The sequence below is a fragment of the Dactylosporangium sp. NPDC050588 genome (assembly GCF_040654975.1).
Lineage (GTDB): Bacteria > Actinomycetota > Actinomycetes > Mycobacteriales > Micromonosporaceae > Dactylosporangium > Dactylosporangium maewongense.
Genome location: NZ_JBFAJA010000019.1, coordinates 37,131 through 58,710, shown reverse-complemented (window position 1 = coordinate 58,710; position 21,580 = coordinate 37,131). Strand labels below are relative to the sequence as shown.

Below are 21,580 nucleotides of genomic sequence, written 5' to 3'. Positions count from 1 at the left end.
GATCCGAACAGCGTGGCATGAAAGGTGGGGTCGGCGTCGTTGCGGACATCCCCGCGACGCAGCCAGGATCTGAGGCATGGCGGCTCGGCGGGTACTGGTGGTGCTGTTCGACGGGGTGCAGAGCCTCGACGTGACCGGACCGGTCGAGGTGTTCGCGGGCGCCGAGCAGGCCAGGAGCGGGTCGTACAGCGTCCGCACCGGCAGCGTCGGCGGCCTCGGCGTCCGGACGTCCAGCGGACTCCGGATGCTGCCGGACGACGACCTGGTCCACGCTGACCCGGCGGACGTGCTGGTCGTGCCCGGCGGCGTCGGCACCCGGACGAGCGACCCGCGGCTCGTCGACTGGCTCCGCGGCGCCGCGCCCCGGGCCGGGCGGGTGGCGTCGGTGTGCACGGGGGCGTTCCTGCTCGCCGAGGCGGGCCTGCTCGACGGGCGCCGCGCCACGACCCACTGGCGCTACGCCCCGGCGCTCGCCCGCCGCTTCCCCGGCGTCACCGTCGACACCGAGCCGATCTTCGTCCACGACCGGGGCGTCTGGACCTCCGCCGGGGTCACCGCCGGCATCGACCTGGCCCTCGCGGTCGTCGAGCAGGACCACGGCCGGGATCTCGCGCTCGAGATCGCCCGGCACCTCGTGATGTTCGTCCGCCGGCCCGGCGGGCAGCGGCAGTTCAGCGCGCAACTGGAGGCGCAGGTCGCCGACCGCGACCCGCTGCGGGAGGTGCAGCGCCACATCGCCGAGCACCCCGGCGGCGACCTCACCGTCGAGGCCCTCGCGAGGCGGGCCAACCTGTCCCCGCGCCAGTTCAGCCGGGCGTTCACGGCGGAGGTCGGCACGCCGCCCGGCCGCTACGTCGACCGGGTCCGCCTGGAGACCGCCCGCCGGCACCTCGAGGAGGGCGCGTTCGTGGAGGACACGGCGCGGGCCTGTGGCTACGGCACCGGCGAGGCCATGCGCCGCGCGTTCATCCGGACGCTCGGTGTCACACCGACCGACTACAAGGAGCGGTTCTCATGCAGCTGATTTTCGTGGTGTACGACGGAATGACGGCCCTGGACGCCATCGGCCCCTACGAGATCCTGTCGCGGCTGCCCGGCGCGCGGGTCACGTTCGCCGGGGTGCAGGCCGGGCCCGTCCGCACCGACACCGGGGCGCTCTCGCTCGTCGCCGACCGGGCCCTCGCGGACTGCCGCGACCCCGATCTCGTCCTGGTCCCCGGCGGCCCGTCCGTGCGCGACCAGGTGGCCGACACCGCCCTGCACGACTGGCTGCGCGCCGTCGATCCCGCCACGACCTGGACGACGTCGGTCTGCACCGGTTCGCTCATCCTCGCGGCCGCGGGCCTGCTGCGGGGCCGGACCGCGACGTCGCACTGGCTCGCGTTGGATCTGCTGCCGATGTACGGCGTGACCCCCGTCGCCGAGCGGGTCGTGCAGGACGGCAAGTACGTGACCGGCGCGGGCGTCTCGGCCGGCATCGACCTGGCGCTCACCCTGGCGGCCACGATCGCCGGGCCGCAGGTGGCCCAGTCGATCCAGCTCGCCTGCGAGTACGACCCCCGGCCGCCGTTCGCCGCCGGCTCACCGCTGACCGCTCCCCCGGCCCTCGTGTCGCGGCTGCGCGCGGACGCCCACCTCGTGCTGACGACATAGACTGCTGGTCGTGGCGTTCCGTGGCTGGCCCGCCGAGGCCCTCGACTTCTACGACGGCCTCGAGGCCGACAACTCCAAGACGTACTGGACCGCCCACAAGGCGGTGTACGAGGAGCAGGTCCGTGCCCCGATGCTCGCCCTGCTGGAGGAGCTCGCGCCGGAGTTCGGCCCGGCGAAGATCTTCCGCCCGTACCGTGACGTCCGGTTCAGCGCCGACAAGTCGCCGTACAAGACCTCGTGCGCGGCCTCGTTCGAGCAGGGCGGCTACGTCCAGCTGACGGCGGCCGGCCTGGCGGCGGGAGCCGGCGCGTACATGATGGACTCCCCACGGCTGGCGAAGTTCCGCCAGGCGGTCGCCGACGACTCCAGCGGCGCCCCGCTCACCGAGATCGTCGCCGCCCTGGAGGCGAAGGGCACCTCGGTCACCTCGCACGAGCAGCTGAAGACCGTCCCGCGCGGCTTCCCGAAGGACCACCCGCGCGCGGACCTGCTGCGGCAGAAGGGCCTGATCGCGTGGCACCAGTTCGAGCTGCGCCCCTGGCTGGGCACCGCGAAGGCGAAGACGCACCTGGTGACGTTCTTCCGCTCGTGCGCCCCGCTCCAGGAGTGGCTCGCCACCCACACCTGACCCGCCGCTGAGCGGCCTCGGCCGCGGCAGGGCGTACACCATGATCCGGAAGACTTCGTGCGGTCACAGGCGCACAAGGACTACCGGATCACGAGACGCCGACCGGACTCAGCCGAAGCGCGGCGTACACCATGATCCGGAAGACTTCGTGCGGTCACAGGTGCACAAGGTCTACCGGATCACGAGAAGCCGACCGGACTCAGCCGTAGCGCGGCATACAACATGATCCGGAAGACTTCGTGCGGTCACAGGTGCACAAGGTCTACCGGATCACGAGACGCCGACCGGACTCAGCCGAAGCGCGGCATACAACATGATCCGGAAGACTTCGTGCGGCTACAGGGGCACAAGGTCTTCCGGATCACGAGGCGCTGGGTCTTGTCGGGGCGGACAACGGTGTCGGGCTGGGTCAGCGGCGTTCGACGGCGGCCATGACGACGTCGAACGGGGCTGCGGCGGCCCGGGCGGCCTCGGCGCGGTCAGCGGCTTCCCGCTCGACGGCGTCGTGCCACAGGGCGCCCTCGGTGCGCATCGCCTCGCGGGCGGCCGACGCGCCGGCCTGCCAGGCGGCCTCCTCGGCGGCGGCGCGCAGCAGCGTGGCGGGACGCTCGCCGACCGGGACCTCCGGCGGGTCGGCCAGCAGGTTGCCCGGCGGGACGAAGACGACGGGCAGGCCGGAGCCGACCACCGCCGCGTGCCGGCGCGCCTCGAAGTCCGGCGCGGAGGCCACCGCGTCGGCGTAGACGGCGGCGGTGCGGGCCGCGATCGCCTCCCACGAGTGCCGGTCCCGGACCATCTGCCGGGCCTTCGTCGCCAGGCCCTGCGCGAACATCGGGTCCTGCAGCAACGCGTCGACGGCGTCGGCGAGGCCGTCGGGCTCACCGACGGGGAAGCGGACGCCGGTGACGCCGTGCTCCACGATCGAGGCGAGCCCACCCGTCGACGCGACGACGAGCGCCGCACCCGAGGCCGCCGCTTCGAGGGCGACGGTGCCGGTCGGCTCATACCGGCTGGGCACGACGAACGCGTCGGCGGCGGCGAGGACCGCGGCGAGGGTGCGCTGGTCGAGCTGGCCGGGGAAGCTGACGGCGCGGTGCAGCTTGCGCTTGCGCGCCTCCTCGATGAGGGTGGCCCGGTAGTCACCGTCGCCGACGACGACGGCGCGCGTGCCGGGGTGCCGGTCGCGGATCGCCGGGAGGGCCTCGAGCAGGTCCTGGACGCCCTTCTCGGCGATGAGCCGGCCCGCGGAGACGAGCAGCGGCCCCTCGCCGGCGAAGCGGAGCCGGGCGGCGAGGACCTCGCGGGCGCTCGCCGTCCACCTGTCGGGGTCGATGCCGTTGGGCACGACGTCGACCCGCTCGTCGGGGACGTCGAAGAGGTGCTGGACCTCCCACCGCAGGTACTCGGTGGGCACGATCACCCGGCACGCCTCGGAGCCCAGCCACCACTCGACGGAGTGCACGGAGCGGCTGGTGTCGCCGGTGAGGTAGCCCTGCCGCCGGCCCGCCTCGGTCGCCTGCATCGAGGCGACGAACGGCACCCCGAGCGCCTCCTTGAGGGTGACCGCGGCGTGGGTGACAAACCAGTCGTGGGCGTGGATGATGTCATACCCCTCGGCGGGCACGGTGCGGACCGCGGCCTCGGCGAGCAGGTGGTTGACGGCCATCGTGTCGGCGAGCGCGCCGGCCCCGCCCACCCCGTCGGCCGAAGGCAGCGGCGCGGCGCGGACCACCCGTACGCCGTCGACGACGGACTCCGGGACAGGACCATGGCGGGTCACCACGGTCACCGAGTGACCGGCGGCGGCCAGTGCTGCTGACAACGCTGCGATGCGCCCGCGGGGCGCACCATCTGTCGACGGACTCTGAAAATCCCAGGCGATCATCAAGACGCGCATTGCGGATACCTCTCGTCGCCGACTGTCACCGTAGCGCGTTCCGGCGCTTGCGCGGAGCAGCATCGCGGGCCAATTTCAACTTTTCGGTCTTGCCGGAAGATGCCGTTTGCAACTTGCGATTCGCCCTGATGGCGGCCCTCGCGTGCAGCACCGCGGCGACCGAGCGGGCGGAGAACGGGGCGCCGGTCGCGCGGTGCGGGGCGTCACCCTCCGCGATCTCGCTGACGGAGCCGAGGCCGCACTCGCCGAGGTGCGCCTCGACGGCGGTGAGCACGGTGTCCACCGGCAGCCCGGCCGCGATCCGCGCCTCGACATACGGCCCCAGCAGCCACAGCCACGCGGTCCCCTGGTGATACGCCGTGTCGCGGGCGACCACGCCGCCGCGGTGGGTGCCGTGGTAGCCGTACTCGGCCGGGGCGAGGCTGCGCAGCCCGAGCGGCGTGACGAGGGTCGCCCCGATCGCCTGCAGCACCTGCGTGCGCAGCCGCGGCTCGTCGGCGGCCGGCGCGTACGGCAGGCTGAACGCCAGCAGCTGGTTGGGGCGCAGCACGGCGTCGTCGTGGATGCTGCCGCCGCCCTTCGGGTAGGCGGCCGGCCGGGCGTCGACGAGGTCGAAGAGCCACCCGTCGGGGGCCCGGAACCGCTTGACGACCTGGGCCTTCACCGCCTCCCGGCGGGAGTGCACGACGGAGGCGTCGCGGCCGCAGCGCTCCCGCAGCGCGCCGACGGCGCCGAGGGCGTTGGCCCACAGGGCGTTGAGCTCGACGGGCTTGCCGTCGCGCGGGGTGACGGGGCCGCGGGGCAGCCGCGCGTTCATCCAGGTGAGGCCGGACTCGTCGGCCTCGACGGCGAGCAGCCCGTCGGAGGTGTCGGCGCGCACGCCGTCGCGGGTGCCTTTGGTGTACGCCGCGATCACGCCCTCCAGCACCGGCAGCAGCTCCGCGGCGAGGGCGTCGTCGCCGGTACGGGCGACGTGCCGCTCGGCGGCGTGCACGAACCACAGCGGCCCGTCGCAGTCGCCCAGCCGGGAGGCGCGCATCCGCTCGGGGAGGTCGGCGTGGGCCCGCAGCAGCCGGGCGCCCTCGTCGAACCGTCCGGTGGCGAGGAACAGTCCCTCGTAGGCGGTCATCGTGTCGCGCAGGTAGCTGCCGAACCACGGGTACCCGGCGACGACGTCGGGCGTCCCGTCGGGCTTCGTGACGATGCACTGGTCGGCGGCGAGCACGAGCGCCTTGTCGACGGCGTCGCGGGCACCGGCGGTGGCGGCGGTCCGCAGCAGCTTCCGCGCCCGGCGCCGCGTGTCGGCCACGACGGTGGCCGCCGCGGGAGGCACGGCGTCGAGGTCGCCGGACCAGGCGGACACCGAGAGCGTCTCGTCGAGGGCCAGGGTGGCCTGGAACGTGCCGGCGGCCCACAGGTCCTCGACCGGGTTCAGGCCCCGGGCCGCCTCCTCGCGGGCGTACGCGTCGAGGTACCACTCGCCGACCGGCCGGAAGTCCGGCCCGTCGACGCGGTAGGCGCCGTCGACGGTGAACCCGCCGCCCCCGGCGAGCTCGACCGCCGGCGGCTCGGTCGTCCGGTCCCGTTCGCCGTCGGCGTCGCGCCACGTGCACAGCGCGGTCAGCGTCAGCTCGACCGTGACGCCGGCGGGCGCGTCGACGAGCCGGTGCACGACGGCGACGCTGTTGCGCCCGTGCGTCATCGCGACCTCGCGCTCGATCACGACCTCGCCGATCCGCCAGCGCCAGCGCGGCACGCCGTCGGCGAGCTCGAAGTGCTCGAGGTGGTGGTGGCCGGCCGGATCGATCGCGCCGGACGCCCACTCGTGCACGGCGAGGCGCACGGCGGCTCCGCCGGGCAGGGTGACGACGGGGTCGAGGGCGGCGAGCGCGAGGTGCCGGTCCGGGGTCACGAGCAGGCCGTGATACCGCCGGGTGCGGAGACCCGCGACCGTCCCGGTCGCGTAACCGCCGGTCCCGTCGGTGACGAGCCACTCGTGTTCGAACCCGGAAGCCGAGCCGCAGACATGGGGGCCGAAGGTCATGACCGATCCCGGGGGCATGTGCCCAACTATGATCCAATCCCCCTTGTTTGAAACGTGCGCCACACGAATTTCGGGTGTGATTCATCCCGGGCACCTGTCGGAAAGCCGACGCGCCCCGGCGCACGATTCATTATTGATGGCACTGGGCATATGGCAGCCAGCTTCGCGCGTACCCGCGCGTGAACTTTCGACGCACGTAACACTGTGGCAACGCCGCACCCGTTGAACACCGGTGCCGGCTGATGGATCAGGAGTTGAGATGCAGGTTTGGCCGGGCAACCGGTACCCGTTGGGTGCTACGTACGACGGGCAGGGCACGAACTTCGCGATCTTCTCCGAGGTGGCAACAGCCGTCGAACTGTGCCTGTTCGACGACAACGACGTCGAGGAGCGCATCAAGCTCGTCGAGGTCGACGCCTTCGTGTGGCACGCCTACCTGCCTGGTGTCGACCCGGGACAGCGCTACGGCTTCCGCGTGCACGGTGACTACGATCCGGCACGGGGGCTGCGCTGCAACCCCCACAAGCTGCTGCTGGACCCGTACGCCAAGGCGATCGACGGCGACATCACCTGGGACCCGGCCGTCTACGGGTACGACTTCAACGACCCCGAACAGATGTCCACCGCCGACTCCGCGCCGTTCATGCCGAAGGCCGTCGTGGTGAACCCGTGGTTCGACTGGGGCAACGACGCCGCGCCGCGCATCCCGTACCACCACACCGTGGTGTACGAGGCGCACGTGAAGGGCCTGACGATGCGCCACCCGGACGTGCCGGAGGAGCTGCGCGGCACGTACTCCGGCATCGCCCACCCGGCGATCATCGAGCACCTGCGCCGGCTCGGCGTCACCGCCCTGGAGCTGCTGCCGGTGCACCACTTCGTGCACGACCAGCGCCTGGTGGAGCTCGGCCTGTCCAACTACTGGGGCTACAACACGATCGGCTTCTTCGCCCCGTACCACGGCTACGCGCGGCGGCACCGCGGCCAGCAGGTCCAGGAGTTCCGCGGCATGGTCAAGGCCCTGCACGCGGCCGGCATCGAGGTCATCCTCGACGTCGTCTACAACCACACCGCCGAGGGCAACCACCTCGGCCCGACGCTCGGCTTCAAGGGCCTGGACAACGGGCACTACTACAAGCTCGAGGACGACGACAACCGCTACTACACCGACTACACGGGCACCGGCAACAGCCTCAACGTGCGCAACCCGCACACCCTGCAGCTCATCATGGACTCGCTGCGCTACTGGGTGACGGAGATGCGCGTCGACGGGTTCCGCTTCGACCTCGCCTCGACCCTGGCCCGCGAGTTCTACGAGGTCGACCGCCTGTCGACGTTCTTCGAGGTCGTGCAGCAGGACCCGGTCGTCAACCAGGTGAAGCTGATCGCGGAGCCGTGGGACGTCGGCCCGGGCGGCTACCAGGTCGGCAACTTCCCGCCGCTGTGGACGGAGTGGAACGGCAAGTTCCGCGACACGGTCCGCGACTTCTGGCGCGGGGAGCCCGCGACGCTCAGCGAGTTCGCGTCGCGGATCTGCGGCTCGGCGGACCTCTACCAGGACGACGGCCGGCTACCGTTCGCCAGCATCAACTTCGTCACCTGCCACGACGGCTTCACGCTCAACGACCTGGTGTCGTACAACGAGAAGCACAACGAGGCGAACACCGAGGACAACCGCGACGGGGAGAGCCACAACCGGTCGTGGAACTGTGGCGTCGAGGGTCCCACCGACAACCCCGACATCAACGCGCTGCGGGCGAAGCAGCGGCGCAACTTCCTGACCACGCTGATGCTGTCGCAGGGCGTGCCGATGATCGCCGCCGGCGACGAGCTCGGCCGCACCCAGGGCGGCAACAACAACGCGTACTGCCAGGACAACGACATCAGCTGGATCGACTGGGACGACGTCGACGAGCAGCTGCTCGCCTTCACCCGGGGCCTCGCCGCGTTCCGGGAACGGCACCGGGTGTTCCGCCGCCGGCGGTTCTTCACCGGGCGGCCCGTGGCCCGGCAGGAGGGCACGCCCATCCCGGACGTGGCGTGGTTCGCCACCGACGGCCGGCAGATGACCGAGGAGGACTGGGACAACCAGTTCGGCAAGGCGCTCATGCTGTTCGTCAACGGCCAGTCGATCACCGAGCGCGGGTCGCACGGCGAGCGGCACGTCGATGACTCGTTCCTGCTGTGCTTCAACGCGCACTACGAGCCGGTCGACTTCGTCATCCCGCAGCCGGACTACGGCAAGGAGTGGGAGCTGGTGATCGCGACCGCGCCCGGGTCGGCCCGCGGCGGCGTGTCGTACACCGCCGGCGGGACCCTCGTGGTGCCGGACCGGTCCCTCGTCGTGCTCGACCGGACCGTGTGACCGGCATGGTGGCGAACATCCCGTCCGGGACGTACCGCGTCCAGGTGCGCCCCGACTTCGACCTCGACGCGACCGCCGGGCTCGCCGGCTACCTGCACGACCTCGGCGTGAGCCACCTGTACTCGGCGCCGCTGCTCGCCGCGACACCCGGCTCCCCGCACGGCTACGACGTGGTCGACCCGACCCTCGTCAACCCGGAGCTGGGCGGCCGGGAGGCGCTGCGGCGGCTGGTCGAGGCGCTGCGGCAGCAGGGGCTGGGCCTGGTCGTCGACATCGTGCCCAACCACATGGGCCTGTTCCAGCCGGCCGCGAACCCGGCCTGGTGGGACGTCCTGACGCACGGCCCGTCCTCCCGCTATGCGTCCTGGTTCGACATCGACTGGGATGCCGGCCGGCTCGTCGTGCCGGTGCTGGGCGCCGAGTCCGACATTTTTGATTTGTCGGTTATAGACGGCGAGCTGCGCTACTACGAGCACCGCTTCCCGATCGCCCCGGGCACCGGCGGAGGCACCCCGCAGGAGGTGCACGACCGGCAGCACTACCGGCTCGTCGACTGGCGGCGCGGCAACGAGCTGCTCAACTACCGCCGGTTCTTCGCCGTGACGGAGTTGGCGGGTGTACGGGTGGAGGACCCGGCCGTGTTCGACGCCACCCACCAGGAGGTGCTGCGCTGGGTGGCCGACGGCGACGTCGACGGCATCCGGGTCGACCACCCCGACGGGCTGAGCGACCCCGGCGGGTACCTCGCCACGCTGCGCGAACGGGCCCCGGACGCGTGGCTGCTCGTGGAGAAGATCCTGGAGCGCGGCGAGCCGCTCCCGCCGCACTGGCCCGTCGACGGCACCACCGGCTACGACGCCCTCGGCGACGTGTGCGGCCTGTTCATCGACCCGGCCGGCGCCCCGCCGGTCGACGGCGCGGACTGGCCCGAGGAGGCGCACGAGCAGAAGCTGGACGTGACCCGGCGGCTGTTCCCGGCGGAGCTGCGCCGCCTCGCCGCCCTCGCGCCCGGCCCCCTGACGGTCGACGTCCTGGCGGAGCTCGCCTCGAACTTCCACGTGTACCGCACGTACCTGCCGTACGGCCGGGACGACTTCGACGCCGCCGTCGCGGAGACGAAGCGCCGCCGGCCCGACCTCGCCGAGGCGCTGGACGGCCTCGTCCCCCGCCTCACCGACCCCGCCGACGAGCTGTGCGCCCGCTTCCAGCAGCTCACCGGCGCCGTCATGGCGAAGGGCGTCGAGGACACCGCCATGTACCGGTGGAACCGGTTCATCGCCCTCAACGAGGTCGGCGGCGACCCGTCCCGCTTCGGAGTGCCGCCGCAGGAGTTCCACGCCGCCGCGGTCCGCCGCCTCGAGGAGTGGCCGGCCGGGATGACGACCCTGTCGACCCACGACACGAAGCGCGGCGAGGACGTCCGGGCCCGCCTCGCGGTCCTGTCCGAGGCGCCGGACCTGCTCACGCCGCTGATCGGCCGGGCCGGCATCCCCGACCCGTCGTTCGAGGCGCTGTTCTGGCAGACCGTGGTCGGCGCGTGGCCGCTGACCGCCGAGCGGCTGCAGGCGTACCTGACGAAGGCGGCCCGGGAGGCGAACCGCTCGACCTCGTGGAACAACCCCGACCCGTCCTTCGAGGCGACGTTCGCCGCCGCCGTGCGCCTGCTGTCCGAGGATGCCGCCCTGCGCGCCGAGGTCGACACGATCGTGGCGGGGATCCGCCCCTTCGGCTGGTCCAACGCCCTCGGGCAGAAGCTGGTGCAGCTGACCATGCCCGGCGTCCCTGACGTCTACCAGGGCACGGAGCTGTGGGAGGACTCGCTCGTCGACCCCGACAACCGCCGCCCCGTCGACTTCGCCGAGCGGCGTGACCTCCTCGCCGCGCTGGATGCCGCCGCTGTACAGCCGCCCGTCGACTCCTCCGGGGTGGCGAAGCTCCTCGTCGTCAGCCGGGCGCTACGGCTGCGGCGGGACCGGCCGGAGCTGTTCCGCGGCTACCAGCCGGTGCCCACCACCGGTGACAGCGCCGGCCACACGATCGCCTTCGACCGGGGCGGCGCACTGACCGTCGCCACGCGGCTGCCGCTGCGCCTCGCCGCCGCCGGCGGCTGGGACAGCGAAACCCTGGTGCTGCCCGGCGGCGCCTGGACCGACGTCCTGACCGGCCGCGCGATCGCCTCCACGCGGGTCGGCGACATCCTCTCGACGTACCCTGTCGCGCTCTTGGTGAGGGAGTAGCCTGTGCACGAGTTCCGCGTCTGGGCCCCGTCCGCTTCCACCGTCTCACTGTCCATCGGCGACCCGTCCTCGCCTTCCTTGCCGATGGCGGCTGCCCATGACGGCTGGTGGACGCTGACCGTGCCGGACGCCGGTCACGGCACCGACTACGGGTTCGTCCTCGACGGCGGCGAGGTCCTGCCCGACCCCCGCTCCAGGCGGCAGCCGTCAGGCGTGCATGGCCTGAGTCAGGTGTACGACCATGCCTCGTACACCTGGAACGACGGCGAATGGAAGGGCCGGCAGCTACCCGGCAGCGTGATCTACGAACTGCACGTCGGCACGTTCACCCCCGGCGGCACGTTCGACGCCGCCATCGAGAAGCTCCCCTACCTGCGGGACCTCGGCATCGACATGATCGAGCTGCTGCCCGTCAACACGTTCAACGGCACCTACAACTGGGGCTACGACGGCGTCGGCTGGCACGCCGTCCAGGAGTCCTACGGCGGCCCCGACGGCCTCAAACGCTTCATCGACGCCGCGCACACCCACGGCCTGGGCGTGATCATCGACGCGGTCTACAACCACTTCGGCCCGTCCGGCGCGTACACGCCGGCCTTCGGCCCCTACCTGTCCTCGGGCGCGAACACGTGGGGCCGCTCGCTGAACCTCGACGAGGCCCACTCCGGCGAGGTCCGCCGCTTCATCATCGACAGCGCCCTGCAGTGGCTGCGCGACTACCACGCCGACGGCCTGCGCCTCGACGCCGTCCACGCCCTCGTCGACCGCGGCGCCACCCATCTGCTGGAGGAGCTCGCCGTCGCGGTGGACGCGCTGTCCACCGCCGTCGGCCGCCCCCTGTCGCTCATCGCCGAGTCCGACCTCAACGACGCCAAGCTCGTGACGGCCCGCGAGGCCGGTGGCTACGGCCTGCACGCCCAGTGGGACGACGACGTGCACCACGCCCTACACGCCCTGCTCACCGGCGAACGGCAGGGCTACTACGGCGACTTCGGCTCCCCCGCCTGCTTCGCCACCGTCTGGACGTCGGCCTTCTTCCACGCCGGCACCTGGTCGTCCTTCCGGGGCAGGGTGCACGGCCGCCCGGTCGACACGCTCCGCATCCCGGGCCACCGTTTCGTGGTCTGCCTGCAGAACCACGACCAGATCGGCAATCGCGCCACCGGCGACCGCCTGACCGCGACCCTGTCCGACGGCCTGCTCAAGGTGGGCGCGACGCTGCTGCTCACGTCCCCCTTCACCCCGATGCTCTTCATGGGCGAGGAGTTCGCCGCCCGCACCCCGTGGCAGTTCTTCACCAGCCACCCGGAGCCCGCACTGGCCACGGCCGTCCGCGAGGGCCGCCGCGAGGAGTTCGCCGCCCACGGCTGGCCCCCCGGCGACGTCCCCGACCCGCAGGACCCGGCCACGTTCGAACACTCCCACCTGGACTGGTCCGCCCAGGACCCGTCGATGCTGGCGGTGTACCGGTCGCTGATCGCCCTCCGCAAACGCCACCCCGCCCTGTCCGACCCACGCCTCCCCTTGATCGAGGTCACCCACGACGACGGCGTCCTGCTGATCCGCCGCGGCCCCCACACCGTGGCGGCGAACCTGACATCAACCCCCCGCACCGTCCCCCTCTCCGCGCCCTGCCTCCTCTTCACCACCGACGAAGCAACCATCCTCCAGTCCGACTCCCTCACCCTCCCCCCAGAATCCGCCGCCATCCTGTAATCACCCCCACCGCTGCCGCGGCGGGGCCCCGGCGGGGATTCTCACCCGCACCCCAATGCGCCGCTCCGCGACGCACAGCCCGCGCTCGCGCGCGTGGCTGGGATCGCGCGTGCGCGCCGCATCCCGTGGCCGCCGCAGTCTGTCGCCGCCGCAACTCAGAGCCCCGGCCACCCTGGCCGACCGCAGCGATACTTGAGCGTCGCACCGGACCGCCCACCACCACAGGCTCAGCCACCCGGACCTCCCACCACCCTGGCCGACCACAGCAACACCCGAGCGTCGCACCGGACCGCCCACCACCACAGGCCCAGCCACCCGGACCTCCCACCACCCTGGCCGACCACAGCAACACCCGAGCGTCGCACCGGACCGCCCACCACCACAGGCCCAGCCACCCGGACCTCCCACCACCCTGGCCGACCACAACAACACCCGAGCGTCGCACCGGGCCACCCACCACCACAGGCCCAGCCACCCGGACCTCCCACCACCCTGGCCGACCACAACAACACCCGAGCGTCGCACCGGACCGCCCACCACCACAGGCCCAGCCACCCGGACCTCCCACCACGCTGGCCGACCACAGCGACACCTGCACGGGCCCATCTGGCAACCTGCCGACGCCGACCCGCCACAGTCGCCGCACGAAAGCCAGCGGCCGCGGACCTGAACGCTGCCGACCGGCCGGACTGTCCGGAACGTGTGTCCGCCGCGCCCGGTTGCCCGGCGTCGCAGCGTCAGCCTCGACCGACCGCGGCTGACCGACCGCGGCTGACCGACCGCCGGAGCCGTCCGCGCCGACGCTTGCACGCCAGAATCGGCTGCTGGCCGCCAGGCCGCTCTGGCCGCCGCGGCGGTCTGGCGAGCCGCGCGACGTCGCACTGCGAGCGTGGATCAGGTCCGCCCGTTGGACCCAGCTCAGCGACACGCGTCGCGTGTCTGGCGAACGCGACTGGTCCTCTCGAATCCGCCACCCCCTTCCTGGTCGTCCCCCCGAAAACGTCGCTGCAGCTGGCGGTACCGACACTCCATCACAGGGGTACGACAAGAACCCGGCCGGTGAACCAGGCCAGGACCAGCAGCTCGCCGACGACGGTTGAGCCGTGGTGCAGCACGCGCCACCAGAGGGTCGGCAGGACGGCCGCCGCGTGGGACGGGACCGTCATGGGCCTCCGGTGAGCCCCCGAGCAGTGCGGCGGGCGAGGCCGCGGGCGGCGAAGGTGCGGACGCGGCGGACCGGGTCGGTGAGCAGGGTGCGCAGGGCGAGCTCCGGCTCGGGGCCGGGAAGCGCGCCGAGCCGCCAGGCCAGCCGCATGCGCACGTCGGGGTCGGGGTCGGCGGCGAGCGGGACCAGCGCGGCGACGGCGCCCGGCCTGGCGTGGAACGCGACGATGCCGACGGCCATGGCGCGGATGACGGGGTCGGGGTCGGCGAGCAGGGGGCGGGCCACCGCGTCGACGCCGGCGGCATCGCGGATGCCGCCGAGCGCCTCCATGGCGACGTGCCGCAGGGCCGGGTCGGTGAGGGCTGCGGCCACCGCGGGCAGGTCCAGCGGGTCGCCGAGCCGGCCGAGCGCCCACAGCCGCGTCACCTCGTCGCCGGTGTGGGCGAGGATCACGGCGCGGCTGTGGGCGGGGTCGGCGGCGACGAGCTCGTCGATCTCGTCGGCGACCGGGTCGGCGCAGTCCCGCACGTCCCGCATGGCGTGCAGCAGGCGCTCGAGCCGGTCCATCCGACGACCATAACGAAGCCGACCACAAACGAAGCCGACCACAAGCGAAGCCGACCACAGACGGGAACGAAGCGTCAGGGGCGTGGTGGGATCTCCTGCAGCAGCCAGGTGTTGCCGTCGGGGTCGGTGAGGGCGGCGTACAGGATGCCGCCCATGTCGTCGACGCCGGCGACCTCGACGCCGCGGGCGAGCAGCAGCTCCCGGGACTTGTGGATGTCGGCGACGACGAGGTGCAGGCCGCGCAGCGTGCCCGCGGGCAGGTCGAGGCCCGGCAGGTTCTTGTACAGCACGATCGAGCACGCCGAGCCGGGCGGGGTGAGCTGCGTGACGCGGACGTCGTCGTTGGGCTTGATGTCGTGGTCGAGGTGGAAGCCCAGCAGGTCGACGTAGAACCCGATGGCGCGGTCGACGTCGGCGACGGGCACCGGCACCAGCTCGAGGCGCATGTCGGGCACCGGCGGGAGGGTGACGCCCTGCGCGTAGGACTCCAGGCTGCTGAAGCCGGCCTCGAGACCTTCCTTCATCCCGGACTGCAGAGCGGCGTCGCGCGCCGACTGCGACGGGTAACGCACGAGGGTGGTGACGGTGGTGTGGCTGCCGGCGGCCTCGAACGTCACGGTGTTGAGCGTCTCGGGGAAGCCGGGGCCCCACGTCTCGGTCGCCACGATCCGCAGCGGGCGCCGCACCTCGGTGAACGTGCCGGTGAGCGTCATCTCGGCGGCGCCCTCGCCGCGCAGCACGTACCGGTAGCCGCCGCCGGGGCGCAGGTCGATCTCGCAGACCGGCATGGTCCACCCGGGCGGGCCGGTCATCCAGTTGGGCAGGTGCTCGGGGTTGGTGTAGCAGTCGAAGACGAGGGCCCGCGGCGCCGCGAGGGTCCGCCGGATCTGGATCTCCACGTCGCTGGGCAGGTCGAACGCGGTGGCGTTGGCGTCAATCATCGGTGCCGTCCTTCTGCTGCAGGGTCTGCAGGTAGCTGTCGAGTCGGGCGTAGCTCTCGTCCCAGAACCGCCGGTACTGCTCGGCGAACTCCGTCACCTCGCGCATGGGGGCCGCCTCCAGCCGGCAAGGGCGCCACTGCGCCTCGCGGCCGCGGCTGATCAGACCGGCGTGCTCCAGGACCCGCAGGTGCTTGGAGATCGCCGGGCCGCTCATGGCGAACGGCGCGGACAGCTCCTTCACGGTCGCCTCGCCGCGGGTCAGCCGGGCCAGGATCGCCCGCCGGGTCGGGTCGGCGAGCGCCGCGAAGGTCATGCTGAGCTGATCGGTGACCATGGGTTACCTCACCACTTGGTTATCTAACCTCTCGGTTATTTAATGCCGCCGGTGTACCGAAGTCAAGCCGAACACTTTCCAACAAGATATTTCATAAGGCGTCGCGGGTACGCATAGTCGGGCATCGACACACCGCCATGTGCCAGGTCAGGAGTTTGCGATGAAACGTGTCCTCGCCCTGGCGGCGCTGCTCGTGGGGCTGCTCGTGGCCCCCGTGCCGCCCGCAGTCGCCGCCGCCTCAGGGAACCCGATCCTCCCCGGGGATCACCCGGCCCCCTCGATCGAGCTGTTCAACGGCGCTTACTACGTGTACACGACCGCGAGCGGCATCGAGGCGATCGACCCGATGGTGTTCGTCGACGACGACGGCCAGGCGTACCTGTACTTCGGTGGCTCCGCCGGCGGCGGCAACATGGGCGTCTTCCGGCTCAACGCCGACATGACCTCGGTCAGCGGCACGGTCACCGTCCAGCGGCCGCAGAACTTCACCGAGGCGCCGTTCGTGTTCAAGCGGGCCGGCCGCTACTACCTGCAGTACTCCAACGGCTCGTACGCCGACAACAGCTACAACGTGCAGTACTCCACCGGCCCGGGCCCGCTCGGCCCGTGGACCTACGGCGGCCAGATCCTGTCCGCGGCCGGCGCCTACAACGGTCCCGGCCACAACGGCATGCTGCAGTACCCGGGCACCGACGACTGGTACATGGTCTACCACCGCTACCAGAACGGCGACTACAGCAAGCGGTACGCGGCGCTGGACCGCATGTACTTCAACGGTGACGGCACGATCGCCCGGGTCACGATGACGGCGACGGGTGTCGAGGCCCGCCCCGCCCCGGCCGCCGGCGGGCTCCTCACCGGCCCGGGCGGCAAGTGCGTCGACGTGTCCGGCGACGACTCCGGCGGTAACGGCGCCGCGGTCCAGCTGTGGGACTGCCTGGCGTCGGCCGGCGACCAGCACTGGACGGCGTCCGGCGGCACGCTGCGCACCCTGGGCCGCTGCCTCGACGTCACGGGCGGCTCGACCGCCAACGGCGCCCTCGTCCAGCTGTGGGACTGCAACGGCGGCGGCGCGCAGCAGTGGGCGCCGCAGGCCAACGGCTCGCTGCGCAACCCGCAGTCCGGCCGCTGCCTGGACTCCCCCAACGGCGCCACCGCCAACGGCACCGCCCTGCGGATCTGGGACTGCAACGGCTCCGCCGCCCAGCAGTTCCGCCTGAGCTAGACGCTGAAGCCCTGACCGAGCGTCAGGGCAAAACCCAGGCCGGCGCCGTCGGGTACCGTCGACAACCATGGTCGACACGGCGGCGCCGGTACTGCGGTGCGGGTTCGGCGGGGCGCACACCGCGACGACGGCGCGGCTGGAGGTGTCGGTGCCGCGCCGGCAGGAGCTGATCGACGTGTGGGCCGACCTGGCCGACGCCGAGGCGAGGTTCCGGCTCGGCTGGGGCGAGGACGGGCCGTGGGTCGACCAGGACGACACGGACCCGATGGTCATCGCCGACGAGGGCGCCGAGTTCATCGGCCGCGACCCGCAGACGGGTGTCGCCGTCGTCAGCGCCGGCTTCGGCCGGGCCGACGACGGCTACATGGAGGTCAGCGGCCTCGTCCACCCGGCGTTCCGCCGGTTCGGCTTCGGCCGGGAGGCCCTGCAGGTCGTGTGCGCCTTCGCCCACCGGCACTTCGGCGTCACGGAGCTGCGGGCCAGGTGCGAGACCGACAACGAGGCGAGCCGCCGCTGGCTCGCCTCGGCCGGGTTCCTGCCGGTTGAAGGGGTGTTCATGCACACGCTGCCGGACGGGCGGAGCATGGCGACGATCCGGTGGCGGCACCTCGACCCGACGGCCCGCCGCCGGTGCAAGCGCCCGTTCATGCCCGTCGAGTAGACCGGGTTACGGCTTCTTCAGGGTCGCCTGGAGCGCGCCGACGACGCCGGCGAGCTCCGCGAGGAGACCGCCGACGGTGGAGGTGTCGTTGCCGCCGATGGTGACGGTGCGCAGCTCGGCGGGCTTCGGCAGCTTCGCGACGATCTCGGGCAGGGAGCCGACGAGCTTCGCCTGGATCGCCTCCGCGGACTGCGAGTTGTCGATCTCGCCGCGCAGCCGGGCCCGGTCCAGTTCGAGCAGCCCCTGCTCGTGGACGGCCTGGGCGCGGATCGCCTCGACGGCCAGCTCGCCGTTGACGGTGAGGCGGCGCAGCTCGGTGTCGCGTTCGATCCGCAGCCGGCCGATCTCCGCCTCCTCCGCGGCCCGGGACCGCTCCAGCGCCATGGCGTGCCGGGCGGTGGCGTCCTGCAGGTCGGCGAGGGCGCGGCTGTCCTCCTCCTGCCGTTGCGAGCGGCGCAGCTGCTCCTGCGCCTCCTGGTCGAACTGCACGGCGGCGTTGCGGGCGCGCAGCTCGGCCAGCTCCCGGTCGCTCTCGATCTGCTGGGTCTGCCGCAGCCGGGACGCGGCGAGCTCGCGGGCGCCGATCGCCTCGTCGGCGGCGAGCTCGGCGAGCCGGGCGATGCGTCCCTGCTCGGAGCGGTACGGCTTCTGCAGGTTCTCCCACAGCCGCGACGAGCTGACCACGGCCTCCTTGATCTGCACGGTGACGATCCGCAGGCCGAGACCGGCGGAGGGGTCGGCGGCGGAGTTGCCGGAGGTGCCTTCGGCGACGGCCCGCAGCCGGGCGGTGAGCTCCTCGATGATGGGCTGCTTGTCGCTGAGGACGTCGCTGACGCCGAGGGTGGCGACCTTGTCCTTGATCGCGGCCTCGGCCTGCTCCTTGAGCTGCAGGTTGACGAGGCGCATCGGGTCCTCGGCGTCGCCGAAGTCGAGCTTGCGGTACGCGGTGGAGAAGTCCTCGATGATCCACTGCACGTACGCCTGGACGAGGACGCCCTGTAGCTCCCGGCAGATGCAGAAGGCGTTGATCAGGATGGTCTGCATGGCGCCGGGCACGACGAGGTAGGAGTCGGTCGCGGGGTTGTACCGGAACGACACGCCGAGCCCGACGTGCAGGGGTTCGCTGCGGCCGCGGCGGGTGTGCACGACGAACGCGTTCGGCGGGACGATGACGGTCTTCCACCGGCCGAACCCGGTGACGCGGACCTCGACGGCGTTCGGCGCCGGCTGGCTCGCCTGCTGCCGGCCGCCGCCGCGGGTCGGGCCGCCCGGCGCGGCGGGGGCCGGTGCCGCGACGCTGCGCTTGGACCTCAGGTCACTCTCGAGGCGCTCCTGCTGCGCGACGACCTGCTGAAGGTAGCTGTTCCCGCTCGACATCCGCCCGCTCCCTGATCGTGGGATTCCGGGCACCCATCTTGGGCGACCCCGTCAAGGGCGCGCCACCGATATGTCGCCAGAGAACAGGTCCGCGATCTGCTTCATCCGCGCGTCGGTGGTCAGCTCCTCCAGCGGCAGCGGCAGCGGGATCCGCCAGTTCGGGTACTGCGTGGTCGTCCCCGGCAGGTTCGGCTGGCGGACCTCGCCGAGGACGTCGTACGGGGACGCGAGCACGATCCGGCACGGGGTGCGCAGCAGCAGCTGGTGCATGGCGAGGACGATCTCCTCGTCGGTGCTGTCGGGGCCGGTGAGCCCTTCGGCGTCCAGCAGGTCCAGCAGCGCCGTGCGGTCGGCGGTGGCGGCGGCCCACTCGAGCTTCACGTCGCGGGTGAGGACGCCGGCCTCGGCGCGGGACAGGACGTGCTCGCCGGACAGGAACCCGGCGGCGGTCGGCAGGTCGTGGGTGGAGATGCTGGCGAGCGCGTTCTCGGGCCAGTCGCCGGGCGGCAGGAACCGGCCGTCGTCGTCGCGGGTGAACCACAGCACGGCCGAGCCGAGGACGTTGCGGTCCTGCAGGGTGGTGGTGACGACCTCTTCGACGGTGCCGAGGTCCTCGCCGACGACGACCGCGCCGGCGAGCTTCGCCTCCTCGACGAGGATGCCGAGCATCGCCTCGTCGTCGTAGTACACGTACGTGCCCTGCGCCGGGGTCTGGCCCGGCGGCACCCACCACAGCCGCCACAGGCCGGCGACGTGGTCGACGCGCAGCCCGCCGGCGTGCCGGAAGATGTCGCGCAGCAGGGTCCGCCAGGCGGCGTAGCCGGTGTCGGCGAGCCGGTCGGGGCTCCACGTGGCGAGCCCCCAGTCCTGGCCCTGCTGGTTGAACGCGTCCGGCGGCGCGCCGATCTTCGCCCCGGCGGCGACGACGTCCTGCATCGTCCACGCGTCGGCGCCGCCGGGGTCGATGCCGACGGCGAGGTCGTGGATGATCCCGACGGTCATCCCGGCGGCGGCGGCGTTCGCGGCCGCCAGCTGCTCCGCGCAGCGCCGCTGCAACCAGATGTGGAACGCGACCGCCGCGGGGTCGGCGACCGCGTACGCGGCCGGTCCGGGCTGCCGCAGCTCGGCGGGCCAGGTCCGCCAGTCGGGGCCGTGGTCGGCGACGAGCGCGCAGTACACGGCGAAGTCCGCCAGCTCGGAACGCTCCGGACGCTCCGGACTCCCGGCGGCACCCCCGGCCGCCGGGCACAGCAGGGCCAGCGCCGCGCGTTTCGCCCGCCACACGCCGTCGTAGTCGATCAGCTCGCCGGCCGGTCCGGCGGGGCGCAGCGCGTCGACGGCGGCGCGGACGTCCGGCGCGGCGGAGCGGTACTCGGGCAGGTCGGTGATCCGCAGGTACAGCGGGTTCACGAACCGGCGCGACGACGGCGAATACGGCGAGGACGGCAGCGGATCGACGGGCGCGACGGCGTGCAGCGGGTTGACGAGGATCGCCCCGGCGCCCGTCGACGCGGCCCAGCGGGTGAAGGCGGCGAGGTCGGCGAAGTCGCCGACACCCCACGAGCCGGCCGAGCGCACCCCGTACAGCTGCAGCATCCACCCCCAGGTGCGCGGCACCGCCGGCAGCGGCCCGGACGGCACCACCGGCGCCCCGCCCGCCGCCGGGCCCGGCACCGCGGCGGGCGGCCCGAGCAGCGCCAGCACCGTCTGCACGACCTCGGGCGCGATGTCGACGCGCTCGTGGCCGGAGGTCTCGTAGTAGGTCGCTACACCGCGGGGAAAGGCAGGCACGCGCACAGTCATACCCCGCCGGCCCGGCGGCGAAGCGCCCGACCGGTCATGCCGCCACCTCCGCTGCGCTCCGGCGTCGACCTGACCTCCACACTGAGCCCATGATGCCCGACCCTCCGCTACGCTCCGGGTCGGTCATGTGCCGCCGACCCGGTCGCGGAGCACGAGGGTCGGCACCTCGTCGGCGCCGACGAGGTCGAGTGCCTGCCGGACGCCGCGGGGGCACCGCACGACGGTGTGCCGGTTGGGCCGGGACGCGGCGAACCCGACGATCGCGCGGGCCGCGGCCGCGTCGAGGAACTGCAGGTCGCTGGCGTCGAGCAGCACAGTGCTGTCGGCCTCGGTGACCATGCCGAGGATCGACGGCAGCGCGCCGGTGTTGGAGGCGTCGAGCTCACCGGACAGCCGCAGGTGCGCACCCCAGCCGCCGACGGTGAAGCGCAGCAGCGGCCCGGCGTGCGCGGCCGCGACCGCGCCGATGGTCGCCTTGTCGAAGCTGCGGCGGTCGTACAGGCAGAGCCCGCCGATCCGGGCGTCGCCGAAGAACGCGTTGACCGCCGACTCGTAGGCGACGAGGTCGGCGGCGGCGAACCCGGCCCGCAGCGTCCACGTCATCTTCCCGGCGACGAACACCGTCTGGAACCCGTCGGCGAACGCCTCGTCGCGGACGGTGGTGAGCCCGTCGAGCATCTGCTGGACCCGGCCGTCGCCGGACGCGGTGAAGCCGATGCCGTACAGCAGGACGAGCAGCTGCCCGGCCGCCGCGTCGGGCGCGGCCGCGACGAGCTGCCGCGCCAGGTCGGTGTCGTCCGCGTCGAGGAACACGACCACCCGCCGGCCTGGGCGGACCCCGGTCCGCACGAACCCGGCGAGCAGGTCGCGGCACTCGTCGGTGGCGGCGTAGGTGGCGCTGACGTGCTCACCCAGCCGCCACGACGGCACCGTCCGCCCCTCCGACACCGCACAAGCCTATGGACAA

At 72.7% G+C, this 21,580-nt stretch carries 17 protein-coding genes; 8 read left to right on the top strand and 9 right to left on the bottom strand.

All coding sequences use genetic code 11. The annotated features are described in order from the left end of the window. Positions 1–76: 76 nt before the first annotated feature. From AB0I21_RS15390 to AB0I21_RS15380, 3 genes are read left to right on the top strand one after another with little or no spacing between them, the layout of a single operon-like run. Positions 77–1,024 (top strand): GlxA family transcriptional regulator, encoded by a 948-nt coding sequence (locus AB0I21_RS15390; protein WP_360561549.1) that lies wholly within the window; start codon positions 77–79, stop codon positions 1,022–1,024. After that, the gene (locus tag AB0I21_RS15385) at positions 1,015–1,653 is read left to right on the top strand and encodes a DJ-1/PfpI family protein (RefSeq protein WP_360561548.1); all 639 of its coding nucleotides are present in this window, start codon (positions 1,015–1,017) and stop codon (positions 1,651–1,653) included. Before AB0I21_RS15390 ends, AB0I21_RS15385 begins: the two co-directional genes overlap by 10 nt. Before the next feature lie 10 nt (positions 1,654–1,663). Beyond that, the gene (locus AB0I21_RS15380) at positions 1,664–2,281 is read left to right on the top strand and encodes a DUF2461 domain-containing protein (protein ID WP_360561547.1); all 618 of its coding nucleotides are present in this window, start codon (positions 1,664–1,666) and stop codon (positions 2,279–2,281) included. A 409-nt stretch (positions 2,282–2,690) separates the two neighbouring features. Here AB0I21_RS15380 and AB0I21_RS15375 read toward each other — a convergent pair whose 3' ends face one another. Both AB0I21_RS15375 and AB0I21_RS15370 read right to left on the bottom strand, forming a co-directional pair. Then, entirely contained in the window at positions 2,691–4,103 is a 1,413-nt protein-coding gene (locus AB0I21_RS15375; RefSeq protein ID WP_360561546.1) for a glycosyltransferase family 4 protein, read from the bottom strand. A gap of 100 nt (positions 4,104–4,203) precedes the next feature. Further along, positions 4,204–6,240, bottom strand: coding sequence for an amylo-alpha-1,6-glucosidase (locus tag AB0I21_RS15370; RefSeq protein ID WP_360561544.1), 2,037 nt, complete (start codon positions 6,238–6,240; stop codon positions 4,204–4,206). 241 nt (positions 6,241–6,481) lie between these two features. On the opposite strand from AB0I21_RS15370, the gene glgX reads away from it, so the two are divergent. From glgX to treZ, 3 genes are read left to right on the top strand one after another with little or no spacing between them, the layout of a single operon-like run. Further along, positions 6,482–8,587, top strand: coding sequence for a glycogen debranching protein GlgX (gene glgX, locus AB0I21_RS15365; protein ID WP_360561542.1), 2,106 nt, complete (start codon positions 6,482–6,484; stop codon positions 8,585–8,587). Between the two features lie 5 nt (positions 8,588–8,592). Further along, positions 8,593–10,824, top strand: coding sequence for a malto-oligosyltrehalose synthase (gene treY / locus AB0I21_RS15360; protein ID WP_360561540.1), 2,232 nt, complete (start codon positions 8,593–8,595; stop codon positions 10,822–10,824). A gap of 3 nt (positions 10,825–10,827) precedes the next feature. Next, positions 10,828–12,540: a malto-oligosyltrehalose trehalohydrolase gene (treZ, locus tag AB0I21_RS15355; protein WP_360561539.1), complete on the top strand. Its 1,713-nt coding sequence runs from the start codon at positions 10,828–10,830 to the stop codon at positions 12,538–12,540. 1,031 nt (positions 12,541–13,571) lie between these two features. Here the strand turns inward: treZ and AB0I21_RS15350 are convergent. From AB0I21_RS15350 to AB0I21_RS15335, 4 genes are all read right to left on the bottom strand, one after another. Further along, positions 13,572–13,706, bottom strand: coding sequence for a hypothetical protein (locus AB0I21_RS15350; protein WP_360561537.1), 135 nt, complete (start codon positions 13,704–13,706; stop codon positions 13,572–13,574). Then, positions 13,703–14,272, bottom strand: a complete 570-nt coding sequence (locus AB0I21_RS15345) for a HEAT repeat domain-containing protein (protein ID WP_360561535.1) — start codon at positions 14,270–14,272, stop codon at positions 13,703–13,705. Before AB0I21_RS15345 ends, AB0I21_RS15350 begins: the two co-directional genes overlap by 4 nt. 74 nt (positions 14,273–14,346) lie before the next feature. Then, positions 14,347–15,213 carry an SRPBCC domain-containing protein gene (locus AB0I21_RS15340; protein ID WP_360561533.1) on the bottom strand — a complete coding sequence of 289 codons (867 nt, stop codon included), beginning with the start codon at positions 15,211–15,213 and terminating at the stop codon, positions 14,347–14,349. Then, complete coding sequence (locus AB0I21_RS15335) at positions 15,206–15,547, bottom strand: metalloregulator ArsR/SmtB family transcription factor (RefSeq protein ID WP_360561531.1); 342 nt, start codon at positions 15,545–15,547, stop codon at positions 15,206–15,208. The genes AB0I21_RS15340 and AB0I21_RS15335 overlap by 8 nt, the downstream gene beginning before the upstream one ends. A 160-nt stretch (positions 15,548–15,707) precedes the next feature. Between AB0I21_RS15335 and AB0I21_RS15330 the strand changes: the two genes are divergently transcribed. Together AB0I21_RS15330 and AB0I21_RS15325 are read left to right on the top strand one after the other, a co-directional pair. Continuing rightward, a complete protein-coding gene (locus AB0I21_RS15330; protein WP_360561529.1) occupies positions 15,708–16,772 on the top strand; it encodes a family 43 glycosylhydrolase in 1,065 nt (354 codons plus the stop codon). 67 nt (positions 16,773–16,839) lie between these two features. Next, positions 16,840–17,433 (top strand): GNAT family N-acetyltransferase, encoded by a 594-nt coding sequence (locus AB0I21_RS15325; RefSeq protein WP_344498139.1) that lies wholly within the window; start codon positions 16,840–16,842, stop codon positions 17,431–17,433. A gap of 6 nt (positions 17,434–17,439) precedes the next feature. Here the strand turns inward: AB0I21_RS15325 and AB0I21_RS15320 are convergent, their stop codons facing one another. The 3 genes from AB0I21_RS15320 to AB0I21_RS15310 all read right to left on the bottom strand — a co-directional run bounded on the left by AB0I21_RS15320 (position 17,440) and on the right by AB0I21_RS15310 (position 21,561). After that, positions 17,440–18,810 (bottom strand): SPFH domain-containing protein, encoded by a 1,371-nt coding sequence (locus tag AB0I21_RS15320; protein ID WP_360561527.1) that lies wholly within the window; start codon positions 18,808–18,810, stop codon positions 17,440–17,442. Positions 18,811–18,861: 51 nt separating this feature from the next. Continuing rightward, complete coding sequence (locus AB0I21_RS15315; protein ID WP_360561525.1) at positions 18,862–20,601, bottom strand: 4-alpha-glucanotransferase; 1,740 nt, start codon at positions 20,599–20,601, stop codon at positions 18,862–18,864. Between the two features lie 135 nt (positions 20,602–20,736). Further along, a complete protein-coding gene (locus AB0I21_RS15310; RefSeq protein ID WP_360561523.1) occupies positions 20,737–21,561 on the bottom strand; it encodes an MEDS domain-containing protein in 825 nt (274 codons plus the stop codon). Positions 21,562–21,580: the final 19 nt, after the last annotated feature.

What these genes read in the sequence shown, in the direction of transcription:
- AB0I21_RS15390 (WP_360561549.1), top strand. Translation starts at nt 77, where the DNA reads ATGGCGGCTCGGCGGGTACTGGTGGTGCTGTTCGACGGGGTGCAGAGC.
- AB0I21_RS15385 (WP_360561548.1), top strand. Translation starts at nt 1,015, where the DNA reads ATGCAGCTGATTTTCGTGGTGTACGACGGAATGACGGCCCTGGACGCC.
- AB0I21_RS15370 (WP_360561544.1), bottom strand. Translation starts at nt 6,240, where the DNA reads ATGCCCCCGGGATCGGTCATGACCTTCGGCCCCCATGTCTGCGGCTCG.
- glgX (WP_360561542.1), top strand. Translation starts at nt 6,482, where the DNA reads ATGCAGGTTTGGCCGGGCAACCGGTACCCGTTGGGTGCTACGTACGAC.
- treY (WP_360561540.1), top strand. Translation starts at nt 8,593, where the DNA reads ATGGTGGCGAACATCCCGTCCGGGACGTACCGCGTCCAGGTGCGCCCC.
- AB0I21_RS15350 (WP_360561537.1), bottom strand. Translation starts at nt 13,706, where the DNA reads ATGACGGTCCCGTCCCACGCGGCGGCCGTCCTGCCGACCCTCTGGTGG.
- AB0I21_RS15345 (WP_360561535.1), bottom strand. Translation starts at nt 14,272, where the DNA reads ATGGACCGGCTCGAGCGCCTGCTGCACGCCATGCGGGACGTGCGGGAC.
- AB0I21_RS15340 (WP_360561533.1), bottom strand. Translation starts at nt 15,213, where the DNA reads ATGATTGACGCCAACGCCACCGCGTTCGACCTGCCCAGCGACGTGGAG.
- AB0I21_RS15335 (WP_360561531.1), bottom strand. Translation starts at nt 15,547, where the DNA reads ATGGTCACCGATCAGCTCAGCATGACCTTCGCGGCGCTCGCCGACCCG.
- AB0I21_RS15330 (WP_360561529.1), top strand. Translation starts at nt 15,708, where the DNA reads ATGAAACGTGTCCTCGCCCTGGCGGCGCTGCTCGTGGGGCTGCTCGTG.
- AB0I21_RS15325 (WP_344498139.1), top strand. Translation starts at nt 16,840, where the DNA reads ATGGTCGACACGGCGGCGCCGGTACTGCGGTGCGGGTTCGGCGGGGCG.
- AB0I21_RS15320 (WP_360561527.1), bottom strand. Translation starts at nt 18,810, where the DNA reads ATGTCGAGCGGGAACAGCTACCTTCAGCAGGTCGTCGCGCAGCAGGAG.